This is a genomic window from Gluconobacter sp. R75690 (assembly GCF_015244525.1).
GTDB classification, from domain to species: Bacteria; Pseudomonadota; Alphaproteobacteria; order Acetobacterales; family Acetobacteraceae; genus Gluconobacter; species Gluconobacter potus.
Genome location: NZ_JABCQB010000020.1, coordinates 1 through 17,645, shown reverse-complemented (window position 1 = coordinate 17,645; position 17,645 = coordinate 1). Strand labels below are relative to the sequence as shown.

Below are 17,645 nucleotides of genomic sequence, written 5' to 3'. Positions count from 1 at the left end.
CGGGCTGGCCAATATCGTCTATAATATGCGCCGCCTTCTCTTCCTCGAGAGGATTAACGCCCACGCGTAGCAGTCCAGCGGATGATCGTTCCCGATCTGCTCAAAACGCAGAGCGAAAGCCACCCCAGGAGCCATCAATCAGCACGCCAAAACTCTGAAATCAGGAGCCAGACGCATCAATCAACGGTTCTTCGATCTCTCCACGTCTCAGCGCCTGATCCAGTCGTCCCAGCTCAAGACTGAGACGGGTGAGCCTCTCGGCGAACGGGGGAACCATTGATCCTATGAGGCGTCGTTTTTCGGATAGTCTCCAAGATCGATCACCTTCCCGGACGCGACGAGTTCCGCATAGTGCTGCTTTACGTCCGCAGGAAAAGACATTTCAAACACCTTTCCACCCATAGCTTTGAGCTGATCCATCGAGATCGGATGAGGGTCGTCCCGGATCGTACCGATGATGATAGGTCCGACAATTTCTCCGCGAAGGCGGGCGTTTCCGCTCCCACCGGGAGCAGGGCCTTGGGCATGCACCGCTGACGATTTGGCGAGACTGGCTTTCAGAGCAGCGAAAGTCCGGAATCCGTGGCGTTGGGAGAGTTGTGCAAGAGCCTGCGTATAAGACAAAGCACCTGACCGGCTTTCCTGTCGTGCCTGCTTTTTGAGCTCTTCAAGGGAAATCGTCATTTGAATCCTCGACCGGAAGGATGAGTCACAGGGCCTGATTTGCGCCACACTCCGAACAGGATGTCATGACTGTTTGTCTGAGAGATTTTTCCGTTATTTCACAGGCCGGAAGGCGCGCTGTGTCTCTCGCCTATGAGCCTTCAATACCACCAAGCGGCCCGTAGCAACAGCATTCAAACACCCTAATATCCTCAAAAGGTAAGTCTCCGTCTTTTTTCTGAAAATTGCCCCCTTCCCACCACCTATGTCCGTTAATTCTTATTATCGGACATAGGGTACGTGGCACAAAAAAGACCCGAAAAGGTCTTTTCGAGGCGTGTTCCAGGGGCGCTCATCCAAGAACAACGTCTGCTCCCGGAAAGACAGCCTGATCGTCTCTGGCCCTCTTTGCGAGAGACATTTTAACTCACGCAGGCTTGGAACCGTCTCTCTGCGTTGCAGCTGACTTGGGGGGGTAAGCGGCAGGTCGGCTGTTGGGCGATGAAAATAGAAAATCTACCATACGTGCTATTAACGTCCATGACAGCTACGCGTCCCACCTACGTCATCCAGAAAGCCTAGACCGGGGCCCGAAAGCGCCCCTTCACTGCCGCATCATGAATGGAATATGCTTAACGCGTAAAGGCGAGCTACTGCGCCAACTTCCCGACGTCCTCCCAAATTTTGCGTTCGTCTTTTGAGTTACGTTCCAAGAACGCGCCAGCGTTGATGATGTGAATGAACTCGCCGCGCTTTCCGGATGCATCTTTTCTATCTGTCCTACGCAACCGGCCCGCAGACGAGAGCTTCTCCTCGATCGCAGGCCAAAGATCCTCCGAGAGATAACGTCCCGCAGGGTCAAGTGGATCACTTTTAATGAAGAACTGCCGTAGAAATACGCGAGAAACTTTCTCCAACAGTCTCGTGGCTTCATTCTCGACCAGCGTATAGTTCATACTAGCTTGATGAGTGGATACCCAAGTGTCGATCTCCTCCGGATTGTACAGCACTGTCGTTTTTCCCGCCGATTCCACCATCAAGCTGCCGACAACGGGTACTGTCGGCCCAATTAATGTCTGGTCATTAACGACTAATACTGACGCGGAGCATTGATCAAACGCGATTGCAGACAAGTTAGCTCCTCGGCAGTCGAGTCGATTCATGCTTACTTCCACCATACGAACCGTCCCGGTCGTACCAAACAGGACTACGTCCCCTGCGTTGGTCCGCTCGATTAGCAGTTCATCCGGCGTATCTACGACAGCCGACGTTGCTAGCAGGCTCGTAACGTTGTCGCTCAGCCGTTCTGCACCAACATCGTTACGCATAAGTGTAATCAATCTAGACCTTAGATCACGGAAACTCTCTGCAGGCAGATCTAACATCTGCTCGCCTGCAATAAGAAGTAGGTCAGTGCCAAAGTAACCGCGCCTCAGAAAACGCGGGATTTTGCCCGCCAGCACTTCCTTAAATAAGGCGCTCGCTAGAAAATGATTCGATATTTCTGTATGCGGGAATCGGCGGAATCCCTGTCGCGTGTCGTTGTCCATAAGGGCGAACGAACCCGCTTTATGACGAAGCTTTGCTACATCGGAAGGATCTTTGAGTGCGCGTTCGAACGTAAGATCAACAGCGAGTTGTAGAAATGGTAAGTCGACAGACTCCGTCTCGGCCTCGGCCATCTCAAGGGCCACTAATTCGAACAGTTCCCACAGCAACTTGGCTGCGGTTAGTTCATCCAATTTTATACGCTGAATGATCAGCTTAGCTTCTCTCTGAAGAAAGCTTTTCACAAGGAAATTTCGTGGGCTAACTAGGTCTCCTAGGACGGAGTCAACGCCACCCAATGGTGCGATCGTGCTCAGGAAGTATGGTCGGAGGACATAGGAGTCAGGTTTTAGCAGTTCAGCGGCTTCGCTGGAGCTTAGCTCTTCGGCCGACCAACCGTTCCGCGCAAGCCATGCTTTTGCCGTCGCAGGAGTGATCGGCGATAAGCTAGCGTGCTTAAGGCTAACCTTAGCGCTGAGGTCGTGCAGTCGCTCAGAGAACTTCGTGAGATCAAAGAACGTATCTCGCCCTGCGAGAATGATAGGGCCGCCGGCTTCAATCTCACTCAGGAAATCCCGGAGAACTGACCAAGTATCGGCATAGCCGTCAGCATCGACCAGCTCGTCAAAACCATCAATCGCGATTTGCAATACGCCATACCGAACCAAAGATGGCACCTGATCGTACGTAAATCTGCCACGGACAAGCTGAATGGACAGTGCAATCAGTTCGTCCAAGCTGACTAAACGTCGCCCACGATTGGCGACGTGTAGAATAGGCGGCTGATTGCCTTCTCGTCCGTAACTCTCGGCTCGTGACAGAACGAGTTGAGAAATCAGGGACGTCTTACCCACCCCTGCAGAACCATCCAAGAGAATAAGTCTGATAGGCTTCTCATGCGAATCCTGTTCTCGAAGCATCGCCTCTTGTTGGAAAGTGTCGAGAGTAAGAGGACTCCCGTCAATCTCGCCTTCAGGCTCGATGAAGGCGCTTACGCGTTGCGAATCTAATAAGCGCCTTTGATTGTCCGCCAGCACCTGAACATTGGAGAAGTATTGAGAAGCCAGAAGCGAACGGAGACTTGGAAAATCACGCGTGACTGGTTCCCCTTCTTGCGCGGTTTGAAGCCGCACGTGGCCAGAGTCCGTATTCAAGGTAATGACGTGGTTTTCGCCGTCACGTATCATCGAAACCCGGATGGTTTGCTCATTAGCCAGCACTTCGACGTCCGTCGCCGGATCAGCAAACGGGCGAAGGTCGCGCTCTAAAAGCTCGTGTGAAATCATTCAGGCCTCCTCAGGACAGAGACGATTCGACGGGTATCTAAGTACCTGCTCCCATGATCCGGACGGAACATGTGGATATATGCACCCCAGGCCTCAGCCGCAAATACTCCTGGCAACAGATCGTCATCGTTGCCGTAAACGAGGTGGATATCATCACGAGAACTACGAGAAGACTGCAAAAGATCACAGATTAGGCTAGTATCAACCATCTTTTGCCTTACAACTTTTGTCCCGTCGGCTTCTTCTAGTTGTCGTAAGCTATCATACAACGGCATGCGCTGCCCCCCGATGAGCATGGACGTCGCAACTTCGATGTCGATACCGAAAGAGACGTTCTTGATAACAATCGTAATCGCTTCTTGTAAAAATCTGTTTATTGCTTGGTAGTCGAAGGTTTTGGTCTTGCCGCTATACCAGCCGTGATAAAGTCGCCAGCGAACGCGGAACAGCGACTTCGGATCCAAATCTGTCAGGTGAGATGCAACGATTTCTTGCAGGGCAGAAAAGACCTGTTCGATCTGCCGCGCGGCGCGTTTGAGGTCGGAAGCTTGGATGCGGTCTGCGGGAGCAATTCGACGGGCAGTATCCCAATCTAGGAATACAATGGCTCTACGGACAGAGGCCATTGTTCAGGCTTCGGGGTTGCTGTCGGATCGACCGCACTGCGTATATGGTTGCCGTTCCGATTTCATATTGCTCATCTCCCCATTACGCTCGAAAAGTGCCCGAGGAATCATTGCCTGTCTAGGCCATCCTCTCTGTGCTGGCGCTGATCCGTGGTCCCATCAGTTGAACACCTGTCTCTGCGAATGGCAGCTACATTTGGCTGGCATACCAAAACCGATCATGCAGGAAACGACCCGCGTTGATAGTTCATCTGTGGACGAGTTGTGTCCGCTATACCGCCCCCCTCTTAGAGAGCACATGTCCGACATGAAGGCGTAAGCGGACTATTTCCTTAGTTCTGAGAGTCCGAGTTCGCTCCACATCCACCCAAAATTGTAGGCGGCCATGGCTCCATGACCACCCGAGGCACGTGCGGTAGTGTTTTCGATCCCCTTCAACCAGGCCGCCACCTTTTTACGCCCTGAAACTGTCCTGACGGCCTGACGCGGCGTCATATCCCCCAGCGCCGGAACCGGCTCATCAAGCACCTGCCGATAGTGACGCTCCAGCATCTGCCCGATAATCCGGGCTTCCTCCTCGGGCGGGATCTGCAGCGCTGGCGATGCTTCCCGTCCGTGATGCTCCCGCTCTTCCATTGCCTGCGCCGGTGTCATGATCTGCGTGAGTGGAGTGCCCACGAGATCACCCAGACCAGCCTGCAGCAAGGCACGGCCAAGTTCGGCACGCTCTTTCGAGTTCACCTGCAGCCGCAACTGCCGCCCATTCAGCTCCAGCGTGCCCAACACGATCGCACCATCATCCATCTCCGTGCGCAGGAACCGCCCGTTTCCATCCCGTCTAGCCTTGCGCAGGGGACCACTCGCCGGCTCTTTCAGCCAGTTCCAGAATAACCGGTTTTCAGGTCGCAGGGCCATGATCCCGTCAAGCACATCGGCGACTTTCTTCTGCGTCACGCCCTTAGCCAGCGAAAAGCAAACCTCATGCAGAACCAGATCGTCCCCGTCTCCATTGAACAGCGCGGGACCATCCATCTGCCGCGCCATATCCTCCAGCGTCCGGAACAGCCAGGTCAGCGTGAACATCGGCGCAAGCTCACGCAGCGTCTGCGTATCGACTTTCGGAAACTCCGCCGTGCCCTGCCGCTTTCGAAGCACCTTGTAAAGATTCGTCGCCAGATCCTCACAGGCACCCCGCGAATAAGCGAGCAACCCACCTGCCAGAATGGTCTTTCCATCGGATGACACGAGACGCGCAGCAATGCGGTCCCACTGCCTGAGCGTCCGGGTGGCCGTGCCTTCATGCAACATTACCGGATCACCACCCCGCAGCAGGTCACGCGCCATCAGGCTCTGGCCGGGTCTGATGTCCGAGACTTCATACAGGCTCATGACCGAAGCTTTGAGCGCCCGCATATAGGCGCTGTTGCGCGGCCCTTCCTTCCAGCCCCGACGCTTGAGGTAAACGTCCACGAAGTTCCGGCCATCGTCCCAGTCCTGCCCAAGAAAATCCTCGAAGGCGCAGCCCCATAACGTCATGGCGACGTCAGGACCGATCATCTCTGCCAGATCCTCGAAGGTGATGTCGCCCGCTTCCAGCACCGGACCAATGTGATCGCCAAGCACTTCGCCAAAACGGTCCTGCCAGTCCTCCTGACCGAGATATCGGATCAGTCCGGTAAGTTCATCTGCGGCCATGGGTAATCCTGCGTCTCCTGGTACGGACAGCAGGGGGCGGGCTGTCCTGACTCGACAAGCCTAGAATGATACGCCGAAACAGGCGATAGGGTGCCCCGCTCTTCAATCACGCATTTGTGAAAGTGGACAAAAATGCGCCCCGGTACCTTTCCGTCTGTTTCCTATGTGTTTCCTGCGGGAGATTCTAGGCACAAAAAAAGCCACCCGATCGGGTGGCTTTTCTTCTGTCTTTTCAGACGGATATGTATGGTTGCGGGGGCACACAACCGAAGAAAACTGCTACTGGCGAGTGGATTGGTTAATCGACTTTAGAGATCCTTCAACACCTTAATAATTCAATATATTCATCAAGTTATCCATTCCGACGGATTTCACGATGAGCGAGCATCACTCATCTCGCCCTCCTACATCTCAGGAAAAACCAACTCGTAGCTTGTGCTTCTACCACCTGCTGCTTCCTTCACGAGGATACCGCAGTCCACAAGGCCATTAATATCCCGCAAAGCCGTATCCGGTGACGTCTTCGCCAACTTCGCCCATTTGGATGAGGTCAGCTTGCCCTCGAACCCGTCCAGTAGACGGTTCAGCATAAGGCGTTGCCGGTTATTAATCGATTGCCCGGCCAGATTGTCCCAGAACCGGGCCTTCTGGATGACTTTTCCCAGGACCAGTTCAGCACGATCAAAGGCGCGATCCAGAGTCCCCAGAAACCAGTGCAGCCAAGCCGTGATGTCCATATCCTCTTTTTGGGTGGCCTCAAGAATGGCATAGTAATCCTTCCGCTCCTGACGGATCTGAGCTGACAGGCTGTAGAAACGCTGGTCTGTCTGTTCCGAGCGCGCCAGCATAAGGTCGCCGACGGCCCGCGCAATGCGTCCGTTTCCATCCTCAAACGGATGAATGGTGACAAACCACAGATGTGCGATGGCAGCCTTCAGCACAGGGTCCAGTGCCTGCTCGGCGTTGCACCAGTCAAGAAAGGCCTGCATCTCAGCGGGCACCCTGCTGGCTGCCGGGGCCTCATAATGGACCTTCTCCCGTCCGACAGTGCCTGACACGACCTGCATCGGGCCGGTTCTGTCATCACGCCACTCTCCGACCAGAATGCGTGACATGCCGTTTCGGCCTGTCGGGAACAAGGCCGCATGCCAGGCGAACAGTCTCTCTTCGGTCAACGGGTCGGCATAATGCTTGGTCGCATCCAGCATCATCTCCACGACGCCTTCGACATCCCGATCCACCGGTGCCAGCGCACCAATATCCATGCCCAGTCTCCGGGCAATGGAAGATCGGACCTGCTCGCGATCAAGGTTTTCGCCCTCAATCTCGCTCGACTTTATGACATCTTCCGTCAGGGTCTGGAGCACGGCTTCGGACCTGAAATCGAAGCCGAGGCTTTCCATTCGCCCCAAGAGGCGCCCCTGCCGGTGACGCACGGCGGCCAGCTCATGGGAAATAGCATCCTTGTCCCACCGAAAATCTGGCCATTCTGCTTGCTGATAGATGTATCGCACCATATTTCCCGCGTTTTCTGCGGAGAATATGCCAGCTAATCACCGCAGAATGCAATCTTAATCTCCGCAATCAGACACCCCACAGGAAAACACACCAAGCTATTTCCTCAAGCCTGCAATCCCGAGTTCGTTCCACATCCAGTCAAAACTGAACGATGATGTCACCTCCGCCCGTCCCAGACCGGCTGTCGTGTTTTCAATCTGTTTCAGCCATGCCGCCACCGCCTTGCGACCCGTAGCCGTACGAACTGCCTGTCGGGGTGTCATGTTTCCCAATGCCGGGACAACGTCATCAAGCGTCTTCCGGTAGTGACGCTCAAGCACCTCAGCGAGCATCCGGGCTTCTTCCCCTGGCGGGATCTGGACGTCTGGCGTCTTACAACCCTCTTCCCTGCCCCGTTCATCCATCGCCTGCTGAGCTGTCATAATCTGGGTTATCGGCGCCCCGACAAGATTTCCCAATGCCTCTTTGAGCATCGCCTGCCCCTGCTCTGCACGAGACCTCGAATTGACCTCCAGCCGGAGTTTCCGCCCTTTCAGTTCCAGCGTTCCCAGCACAATGCTGCCATCATCCATTTCACTGCTCAGAAACTGCGCCTGTGCATCCTGATGCGAAGAACGGGACGATGTGGCCTTTTTCTGTTCCGGCATGCGCAACCAGTTCCAGAACAACCGCTCGTCGGATCGCAGCCCAGAGAGTTTCTCCAGGACCTCCGCCACCGTTTTCTGGGTCACGCCCCTGGCGAGCGGAAAACAGATATCGTGGAAAACCAGATCCTCCCCATCTCCATTGAACAGGACAGGCAGCTCTCTCAGCCCCGCCATGTTCTCCAGGGTGCGGAACAGCCAGGTCAGTGTGAACATCGGCGCCAGATCATGCAGCACCTCTGTTCTGACCGTCGGGAATTCAGCCTTGCTCCGCTTACGGCGCAGAACATCATAGAGATGCTCGGTAAGGTCCTCACACGCATCCTGTGAATGCGCCAGCAAACCGCCAGCCAGAATTGTATGACCATCCTCCGGCACCAGACGTGCGGCAATTCGGTCCCATGGCCGGAGTGTCTTCGTGGCCGTGCCTTCACGCACCAGCACGGGTTTGCTACCGCGCAGCAGATCCCGCGCCATCAGGCTCTGACCCGGAACGATATCGGAGACCTCATACAGGCTCATGACGGAATCCTTGAGAGCCCGCATATAGGCGCTGTTGCGCGACCCCTCCTTCCAGCCCCGACGCTTCAGATAGACTTCGACGAAATTCCGGCCCTCGTCCCAGTCCTGACCAAGGAAGTCCTCGAACGCGCACCCCCAGAGCGTCATAGCGACGTCCGGACCAAGGACCTCGCCCAGGTCTTCAAAGGTCATATCGGCCGCTTCCAGAGCGGGACCGAGATGGTCGCCCAGAACCTCCTCGAAACACTCTTTCCAGTCATCCTGCCCGAGATAGCGGATCAGTCCGTTCAGATGATCGGCGACCATAACCACTCCCTTGCATAACATGTGGTGCGATTGTCAGCGTATCATGTTCCAGAGCCGGGCTGAATGATGCCCTTCGTTTTGCATGAACGTCATTCATGCATATTTATTGTTGACAGAGCCGTATTTATGCCGCCTATATAATCGCATGAAGCACGTTCGCGCATATAAATCGAATCTCTCAGATATCGCAACAGTCGCAGCAGGTCACCCGTTCCGAGGGAAAATCGAGCCAATCGAAGGGGCCGAGACGGTTGTCGTGCAGATGCGTGACACCTCACCTTCCGGCGTGGACTGGACGTCTTGCGTGCGCACCGAAGTGGCCGGACGGCGTGAGCCAGACTGGCTGCGTCCGGGCGATATTCTCTTCCCTGCCCGTGGCAATGTGTCACAGGCAGTTCTGATCGATGAGAGCATTGGCAGCCTTCAGGCCGTCGCCGCTCCGCACTTCTTTCTTCTGCGCGTGATGCATCCGGATGTGCTGCCTGCTTATCTGGCATGGTGGCTCAATCAGGAGCCAGCACAGCGGCATCTGGAGCAGAACGCTCAGAGTTCCACGCTCGTGCGCAACATTGCCCGGCCAGTGCTGGAGGCCACGCCTGTCGTGCTGCCTTCTCTGCCTCGACAGGAACAGATTGTGGGTCTGGCCAACGCCATACAGCGTGAGGAAGAGCTTCTGCAACGCCTTCGCCAGACCAACCACCAGATCATGACCGGACTTGCCAGAGACCTTCTGGCGGACTGACACTCCCTTACGTTTTGAAACAGGACCCAATTTCGTGACCGAGCAGATTTCACAAGATACCATCAACAAGGCGCTCTGGAACGCCTGTGACACCTTCCGTGGCACTGTCAGCCCCGACACTTACCGGGATTACGTGCTGACCATGCTATTCCTGAAATACATCTCCGATGTGTGGCAGGATCATTATGACACTTACAAAAAGGAATATGGCGACAATCCCGAACTGATTGAAGCCATGATGGCGCAGGAACGCTTTGTTCTGCCAAAAGGTGCTGATTTCTATACGCTCTACAAAGAGCGCAACGCCCCCGGCAATGGTGAGCGGATTGACAAGGCCCTGCACGCCATCGAGGAAGCCAACGGCACCAAGCTGAAGGACGCAGGCAAGAGCGTCTTCCAGGACATCAGCTTCAATTCTGACAAGCTGGGAGATGAAAAGCAGAAGAACACCATTCTGCGGCATCTGCTGGAAGATTTTGCCAAACCGGACCTGAACCTGCGCCCCTCCCGCGTTGGCAATCTGGATGTGATTGGCAACGGCTATGAATTCCTGATCAAAAATTTTGCTGCCAGTGGTGGGCAAAAAGCAGGCGAGTTCTATACCCCGCCGGAAGTCAGTGAACTGCTGGCCCGTATTTTAAGCCCTCAGCCGGGTGAGAGCATCTGTGACCCGGCCTGTGGCTCGGCCTCCCTGCTCATGAAGTGTGGCAAGCAGGTGACGCAGAACCACAAGGGCAGCAAGGACTACGCCCTGTATGGGCAGGAAGCCATTGGCTCCACATGGTCCTTTGCCAAGATGAACATGTTCCTGCACGGCGAGGACAACCACCGCATTGAATGGGGCGACACCATCCGCAACCCCAAGCTGTTGGATGACAGGAACCACCTGATGCGCTTTGACGTGGTGACGGCCAACCCGCCTTTCAGTCTCGATAAATGGGGCCATGACGAGGCTGAGCAAGACGTGCATCATCGCTTTGCCCGTGGTGTGCCGCCCAAGACTAAGGGCGATTACGCCTTTATTCTGCACATGATCAGCACCCTGAAAGACCGCACCGGGCGCATGGGCGTGGTCGTGCCGCATGGCGTGCTGTTCCGGGGCAGTTCGGAAGGCAGGATCCGCCAGAAGCTGATTGAGGAAAACCTGCTGGATGCCGTGATCGGCCTACCCGAAAAGCTGTTCTTCGGCACCGGGATCCCGGCGGCCATTCTGATCTTCCGCAAGGACCGCAAGACGAAGGATGTGCTGTTCATTGATGCCAGCCGGGAGTTCAAGGCGGGCAAGAACCAGAACGTGCTGACCGAAGAGAACATCTCGAAGATTGTGGACACCTACCGCGCCCGCAAGGACGTGGACAAATACGCCCATCTCGCCACGCCAGACGAGATCAGGGAGAACGACTACAACCTGAACATTCCGCGTTATGTCGATACGTTTGAAGAAGAAGAAGAAATCGACCTGAACGCTGTTCGGGCCGAACGGGCGGAGATCAAGGCGGAACTGGCGAAGCTGGAAGCCCAGATGGACGCTTATCTGAAGGAGTTGGGTTATGCTTCCTGAGGGGTGGGAACGTCTTCCGATAAAAGATGCTTGCAGCGACATCATCGACTGCGTCAATAAAACTGCCCCAGTAGTAGACTTTGTTACTCCTTATCGCATGATACGGACAACAAATGTTCGCAATGGGCGTGTTGATACACAGGATGTCCGGTACGTTACCCAAGATACCTACACGCAATGGACCAAACGCGGTACGCCTCAAACTGGAGACTTAATTTTTACTCGCGAAGCCCCCGTTGGGGAGGCAGGAATACTCAAAGATGCGCAAGGAGTTTTTCTAGGGCAGCGCACAATGATGTATCGTGCCAATCCTAAAAAAAGTAGTAACTTATTCTTATTTTATTCACTGGAAAGTCCATTTTGCAAAAAGCAGATTGATGATCTTAGTAATGGAGGGACTGTCGCTCATATGCGCGTCCCTGATTGTGGAGAAATTATTATCAATCTCCCCCCTCTTCCCGAACAGAAGAAGATCGCGGCGATCCTCTCGACGTGGGATCGTGCGATTGAGGGGACGGAGAAGCTTCTGGCCAACAGCCAGCAGCAGAAAAAAGCCCTCATGCAGCAACTCCTCACAGGCAAAAAACGCCTGCCGGGGTTCACGGGGGAGTGGGAGAAAGTCTCTTTAGAAAAGACCGGAAAAATTGTCTCTGGCGGCACACCCGATACCACAGTGCCCGCTTATTGGGATGGAGATGTGCTTTGGCTCACGCCTACCGATGTCACATCGTTAAGAGGGAAATACGTTGATGATACAAAGCGAAAAATAACACAGACGGGAATTAAAGACAGCTCAACCATTTTGTTACCAGTAGGCTCCTTGCTTGTTTGTACACGCGCCACGATTGGTTATATGGCGATTGCCAAGAAACCCATTACAACTAATCAAGGCTTCAAAAATATCGTATTTAATAAATTATTCCTTCCCGAGTTTGTCTATTACTTTCTGTGCACTCAGAAGCATGAAATACAGCGCCTGGCCTCTGGGTCAACATTTGCCGAAATATCTAAAAAAGACTTCGGCAAAATACACATCAGCGCGCCCCTACTCCCCGAACAACAAGCCATCGCTACTGTCCTAACAACAGCAGACGAAGAAATCACAGCGCTTGAATCCGACCTCTCGCGCCTACGTCAGGAGAAGAAAGCTCTGATGCAACAGCTTCTCACCGGCAAGCGCCGCGTGACGGTCGATTAAATCATTTCAGTCCACAGGATATTTGAACATCATGGTTTCCGTCCCGAAATTTCAGGAAGAATACAGTGCCAAGCTTCCGGCACTGGCGCTGCTCAGCACTCTCGACTGGCGGTTTCTGCCTCCATCCGAGGCGCTGGCTTTGCGGGGCGGCAAGCAGAGTGCCGTGGTGCTGGACACAATCCTGCGGGCAGAATTGAAAAAGAGGCGCTTTACGTTTGAAGGGCAGGAGCACAGTCTGTCTGATCAGGCCATTGATGCGCTGGTGTCACACGTCACGCATCCGGATTTCGTGTCCGGCCTGCGCGACGCCAATGACAAAATGACCACGCATCTGCTGTTCGGCATCGTTGCACATGAACGCATCAATGGACACAAGGCCAGACCCACCATTCCGCTCATCGACTGGCAGAACCCGGACAACAACAGCTTTACCTTCACCGAGGAATACAGCGTTCTGCGCACGGATCTGACACAGACCCGCAGGCCGGACATCGTGTGCTTCGTCAACGGGATTCCGCTGGCCGTGATCGAGGCCAAGCGCCCCGATGGTCAGCCGGGCAAAGGCCCAACGGTGGACGCTGGCATTTCCCAGAGTATTCGCAACCAGAGCAAGGGTGAAATCCCGCAGCTTTTTGCCTACAGCCAGCTTCTGCTCTCCATCACCGGGCATGACGGGCGCTATGGCACCTGCGGCACGCCCAAAAAGTTCTGGGCAAGCTGGAAGGAAGAGGACATTCCTGAAAGCCGGATGGAGACGCTCAAGAACACGCCGCTTTCGGGTGCGCAAAAAGACGCGCTGTTTGCCGATCGAAAGCCCCCGGCCCGGATATGGTTCGAGGACTGGGCCTCCCGCCCGCTGCATGTCACGGATCAGGACCGGCTGCTGATCGGCCTGCTCTCGCCCGATCGCCTGCTGGACATGGCGCGGTTCTTCACGCTGGTCGACCGCAAGGCAGGCAAGATCGTCGCCCGCTATCAGCAGGTTTTCGGCATCAAGCGCCTGCTGGAACGCATCAAGTCCCGCCGCAGTGATGGCGGGCGTGAGGGCGGCGTGGTCTGGCACACCACCGGGTCCGGCAAGTCCTTCACCATGGTGTTCCTCAGCCGCGCCCTCATTCTGGATGACGACCTCAAGCAATGCCGTATCTTGGTGGTGACGGACCGCAAGGATCTGGAACGCCAGTTGAGCACCACCTTCTCCACCGGTGGCGAACTGGCGGACAAGAAGGACAAGGAAGAGGCGCTCGCGACCTCAGGCCGCCGTCTGGCGCAGCAAATCGGGCATGGGCAGGAACGGATCATCTTCTCGCTCATCAACAAGTTCCACACCGCCACCGCTCTGCCCGAATGCCATAATGACAGCGCGGACATCATCGTGCTGGTGGATGAAGGCCATCGCAGTCAGGGCGGTGAGAACCATGCCCGCATGAAGCACGCCCTGCCCAACGCCGCCTTCATCGCCTTTACCGGCACACCGCTGCTCAAAGGGAGTGAGACCACCAACCGTTTTGGCAGGATCATCCACTCCTACACCATGCAGCAGGCTGTCTCGGATGGAACCGTGACACCCCTGCTCTATGAAGAACGCAAGCCCGATCTGAACGTGAATGATGAGGCCATTGATGCCTGGTTCGAACGCATCACGCAGGGGCTGACCGAGGAGCAGGTCACGGACCTCAAGAAGCGTTTTGCCCGCGCCAATCAGGTGTATAAGGCGGATGACCGCATCCGGCTGATTGCCATGGATCTGGCCACACATTTTGACAACAATATCGACATGGACCTCAAGGGCATGCTGGCCTGTGACAGCAAGCTCTCCGCCATCCGCTATAAACGATATCTGGACGAGGTTGGTCTGTTCGAGAGCGCCATCGTCATGAGCCCGCCCGATACGCGCGAGGGCCATACGGAAGTGGATGAACGCAGGCAGCCCGAAATTCAGGACTGGTGGAAGAACAATGTCGGCAGCCAGAGCGAGGATGACTACACACGCGGGGTTATCGAGCGCTTCGAGAAGGACCCGGACCTCAGGTTGATCATCGTGGTCGACAAGCTGCTGACCGGCTTTGATGAACCAAAGAATGCGGTGCTGTATATCGACAAGCCGCTGAAACAGCACAATCTGCTTCAGGCCATTGCCCGCGTGAACCGGCTGCATGACCAGAAGAAGCACGGCCTGCTGATCGACTATCGCGGCATTCTGGCGGAGCTGGACACCACACTTGCCCGCTATGACGAACTGGCGGCCGAAAATGTTGGCGGGTATGACCCCAAGGACATTGCCGGTCTGTATAGCCAGATGAGCACGGAATACCGCGAACTCCCGGCCTTGTACAAAGCGCTCTGGGCTATTTTTGACGGCGTGAAGAACAGGAGTGACCTCCAGCAGCTGCGTGCCGTGCTCATGCCCCGCATGGTGGAAGAGCACGGCCAGATGGTGGACGTGAACCTCAAGCGTCGGGATGATTTCTATGAGGCGCTGACGAAGTTTGCCGCCTGCCTGAAAGTAGCCCTGCAATCCGTGGCGTTCTTTGAAGACACCAGCTTTACGGAAAAGGACCGCGCCACCTACAAGGAAACGCTGAAGCAACTGACCAGTCTGCGCCAGATGGTGATGCAGGATACCGGTGAAAAAGTCGATTTTGACCAGTATGCCGAACAGGTCAAAAAGCTGCTGGACCGGCATGTGGCGGGAGTGAAAGTGCATGAGTCTGAAGGGCTCTATGCGGTCGGCAAGATGGGCCAGAAGCCCGAAGACAACGAACCAGAGACCTGGAGCGAAGAAAAGACCCGTAATGAGACCGATCTGATCCGCACCCGTGTGACGAAGATGATCGACCACGAGATGCAGGATGACCCTTATGCGAAGGAAGCGTTTTCGGCCCTGCTGCGCAAGGTCATCGCGGAAGCGGAAAGCCTGTTCGACCATCCGCTCAAGCAGTTCATGCTGTTCCAGGAGTTTGAGCAACAGGTAGCCAACCGCAAGCTGGAGAACATCCCCTCTGTTTTTGACGGCCATCGCCACGCGCAGGCCTATTATGGCGTGTTCCTCAAAACACTGGCTGCCATCTTCAACCATAAGCAGACGGATGAGGAAAACCAGCGCTGGATTGATCTGGCGTTCCAGATTGACACAGTCGTGGACAAGGCTGTGCGGGAAAATTCGCTCAGCCGTCCGGATATGGAAAAAGCGGTGCGCAAGGAACTGCTGCCCCTTCTGTTCAGCACGGGCCAGAAAGCGGGCTTTGGTGTGGACAAGGCGCAGGAGATTATCGAGCAGGTCATCCAGATCATGCGGGCCGGACCTGCTGATCCGTTGCGTGGCTGAGCATGGAAGAAACCCCTTCTCGCGTTCTGACCTATGGCGGTGAGCAGATCCGGGTAGAACTGCTGCCCCGTGCACGTCCTGGCACGACGCTGCGGATCAGGGTGCATCCGGACCTGCGTGTTGAGGCTGTCATCCCTGAAGGCACATCCGATGCGGATCTGGAGAAGGCGCTACACCAGAAAACCCGCTGGATCTGGCAGAAACTGCGCGATTTCCGGGCGGTGCGGGAACATGCAACGCCGCGCGCGTATGTCAGCGGGGAAAGCCACTTCTATCTGGGGCGGCGGCATCTTCTGAAGGTGCATCATCAGCCTGATGCGCCAGAGACCGTGCGGATGTTGCGCGGACGGCTGGAGGTGTCCGTGCAGGACCGCAATGCCTTACGGATTCAGAAGCTGCTGGAACTCTGGTATTTTACGCGGGCGCAGGAGGTGTTTCGAAACCGCCTGGACGCTCTCCTTCCCACAACGCTGTGGGTCAGAACACCTCCAGTTCTGAAGCTTCAGGTGATGCAGACACAATGGGGCAATTGCTCACCGGGCGGCACTATCACGCTGAACCCGCATCTGATCAAAGCCCCGCGTGACTGCATTGATTACGTCATCCTGCATGAACTGTGTCATCTGAAGGAGCACAATCATGGCCCGGCATTCTGGGGACTTATGGAACGTGTCATGCCAGACTGGGAACGGCATAAGGCAAGGCTGGATGGAATGGCGGAAATGATGCTGCAAAAATAATGCGCTTTGACCGCAATGGGGGGATTTCAGACTGTCCGCTTCATAGGTCCGATTCGCTAAAAGCGGAAATTTGGCCATTTTTGGCTTGCGGCGGAGATTGCTGATATGGTAGCTACAATGTAGATACATGCAGGAGGGATTCAATGCTTGGAACCGTTCGGAAATGGGGAAACAGCGCCGCCATTCGTTTACCGGCCAATATCCTTGAAGCGGCTCACCTGCATGTTAATCAAGCCGTTGATGTCCGGGAAGAAGATGGACGCATCGTCATTCAGCCGGTTCGACCTGCTACCCTTTCTCTGGAAGCCCTGACCGCTGCGATCACGGATGATAACCGCCATGGTGAAGTGAGTTTTGGATCTGGAGTCGGTGGAGAGATTTGGTAAGTGTCGGCGTGGGTGCCAGACTGCGGAGACATTGTCTGGCTGGAGTTTGATCCTCAGGCAGGACGTGAACAAGCCGGACATCGCCCGGCTGTCGTACTGTCTCCCGCTAGTTATAACAAAAAATCTGGGATGATCGTCTGTTGCCCGACAACAACAAAAGTCAAAGGGTATCCTTTTGAGGTACCCCTGACGGGAGAACCAACAAGCGTCGTTCTCTCTGATCAGGTTCGCAGTCTTGACTGGCATGCCAGACGGGCAAAGCATAAAGGCCGGGTCTCTGAAAGCGAACTTGAAGCGTTACGCGAGCGAGTTCGTCTACTGATCGGGTAAGAACCCGAAACGGGGAATGCTTCCTTTTCGATTTCCCTGTCACAGTAAGCAGGCCGTCCGTTCGTTTCGAAAATCTATAAAATGATCGTTCCGGAAATGCGGGGGACGACGTTTCCGCCGATCCAGATATCGTCACCGACCTTATCCACGAAGACCTGCCCAGCTCTTAGTAATGCGGCGCCCTGACTGGCCACATACTGCGCCGGTGCGATTCCGCTTTCGATCAGCCATTGAGCGATCCCGGCATTGAGACTTCCGGTCACCGGATCCTCCCACCCCTGTCCGTCTCCGACAAAGGCTCTTACCTCAAACTGGGCATCCGTACCGTCACGAACGGGGTCCCACGCACCAACAACAGCCGCACCGAAGCTGTCCGCGTGGCCACGGCGGCGCCGGTGCGCGACGTTATTGCAGCCCGATACGACAAAACCGCCTTGTCATTCAGAGGCCATCGTGTGGATGGTACGCTAAACAACGTTTGGCATGAACAATAAAGGAACGATCAGGCGGCACGAGCCTGTTTCGACAGATTGAGCGTCTTGCGGCCCGCAG

The 17,645-nt window shown here is 55.3% G+C and carries 14 protein-coding genes; 7 read left to right on the top strand and 7 right to left on the bottom strand.

Annotation, left to right across the window (positions count from 1 at the left end):
• Positions 1-282 precede the first annotated feature (282 nt).
• The 6 genes from HKD27_RS15595 to HKD27_RS15570 all read right to left on the bottom strand — a co-directional run bounded on the left by HKD27_RS15595 (position 283) and on the right by HKD27_RS15570 (position 8,808).
• Positions 283-684 carry a hypothetical protein gene (locus tag HKD27_RS15595; RefSeq protein ID WP_197436625.1) on the bottom strand — a complete coding sequence of 134 codons (402 nt, stop codon included), beginning with the start codon at positions 682-684 and terminating at the stop codon, positions 283-285.
• Positions 685-1,313: 629 nt separating this feature from the next.
• Entirely contained in the window at positions 1,314-3,497 is a 2,184-nt protein-coding gene (locus HKD27_RS15590; protein WP_194690152.1) for a hypothetical protein, read from the bottom strand.
• On the bottom strand, positions 3,494-4,123 hold the full coding sequence (locus HKD27_RS15585) for a hypothetical protein (RefSeq protein ID WP_194690151.1): 630 nt from the start codon (positions 4,121-4,123) through the stop codon (positions 3,494-3,496). The genes HKD27_RS15590 and HKD27_RS15585 overlap by 4 nt, the downstream gene beginning before the upstream one ends.
• 324 nt (positions 4,124-4,447) lie before the next feature.
• Complete coding sequence (locus HKD27_RS15580) at positions 4,448-5,818, bottom strand: hypothetical protein (RefSeq protein WP_194265644.1); 1,371 nt, start codon at positions 5,816-5,818, stop codon at positions 4,448-4,450.
• Positions 5,819-6,222: 404 nt separating this feature from the next.
• Complete coding sequence (locus HKD27_RS15575; protein ID WP_011251453.1) at positions 6,223-7,335, bottom strand: Fic family protein; 1,113 nt, start codon at positions 7,333-7,335, stop codon at positions 6,223-6,225.
• 96 nt (positions 7,336-7,431) lie between these two features.
• Positions 7,432-8,808: a hypothetical protein gene (locus HKD27_RS15570; RefSeq protein WP_194690150.1), complete on the bottom strand. Its 1,377-nt coding sequence runs from the start codon at positions 8,806-8,808 to the stop codon at positions 7,432-7,434.
• A gap of 145 nt (positions 8,809-8,953) precedes the next feature.
• Between HKD27_RS15570 and HKD27_RS15565 the strand changes: the two genes are divergently transcribed.
• The 7 genes from HKD27_RS15565 to mazF all read left to right on the top strand — a co-directional run bounded on the left by HKD27_RS15565 (position 8,954) and on the right by mazF (position 17,093).
• Positions 8,954-9,550, top strand: a complete 597-nt coding sequence (locus HKD27_RS15565; protein ID WP_062493629.1) for a hypothetical protein — start codon at positions 8,954-8,956, stop codon at positions 9,548-9,550.
• Between the two features lie 34 nt (positions 9,551-9,584).
• Positions 9,585-11,111, top strand: coding sequence for a type I restriction-modification system subunit M (locus HKD27_RS15560; protein WP_194690149.1), 1,527 nt, complete (start codon positions 9,585-9,587; stop codon positions 11,109-11,111).
• Entirely contained in the window at positions 11,101-12,309 is a 1,209-nt protein-coding gene (locus HKD27_RS15555) for a restriction endonuclease subunit S (RefSeq protein ID WP_194690148.1), read from the top strand. The genes HKD27_RS15560 and HKD27_RS15555 overlap by 11 nt, the downstream gene beginning before the upstream one ends.
• Positions 12,310-12,340: 31 nt before the next feature.
• A complete protein-coding gene (locus HKD27_RS15550; protein WP_194690147.1) occupies positions 12,341-15,637 on the top strand; it encodes a type I restriction endonuclease subunit R in 3,297 nt (1,098 codons plus the stop codon).
• Positions 15,638-15,639: 2 nt separating this feature from the next.
• Positions 15,640-16,377 carry a M48 family metallopeptidase gene (locus tag HKD27_RS15545; protein WP_194690146.1) on the top strand — a complete coding sequence of 246 codons (738 nt, stop codon included), beginning with the start codon at positions 15,640-15,642 and terminating at the stop codon, positions 16,375-16,377.
• Between the two features lie 143 nt (positions 16,378-16,520).
• Entirely contained in the window at positions 16,521-16,763 is a 243-nt protein-coding gene (locus tag HKD27_RS15540; protein ID WP_081107111.1) for an AbrB/MazE/SpoVT family DNA-binding domain-containing protein, read from the top strand.
• Positions 16,764-17,093, top strand: coding sequence for an endoribonuclease MazF (gene mazF, locus HKD27_RS15535; protein ID WP_081107112.1), 330 nt, complete (start codon positions 16,764-16,766; stop codon positions 17,091-17,093).
• Between the two features lie 74 nt (positions 17,094-17,167).
• Here the strand turns inward: mazF and HKD27_RS15530 are convergent, their stop codons facing one another.
• Positions 17,168-17,356: a hypothetical protein gene (locus HKD27_RS15530; RefSeq protein ID WP_370544286.1), complete on the bottom strand. Its 189-nt coding sequence runs from the start codon at positions 17,354-17,356 to the stop codon at positions 17,168-17,170.
• Positions 17,357-17,645 lie beyond the last annotated feature (289 nt).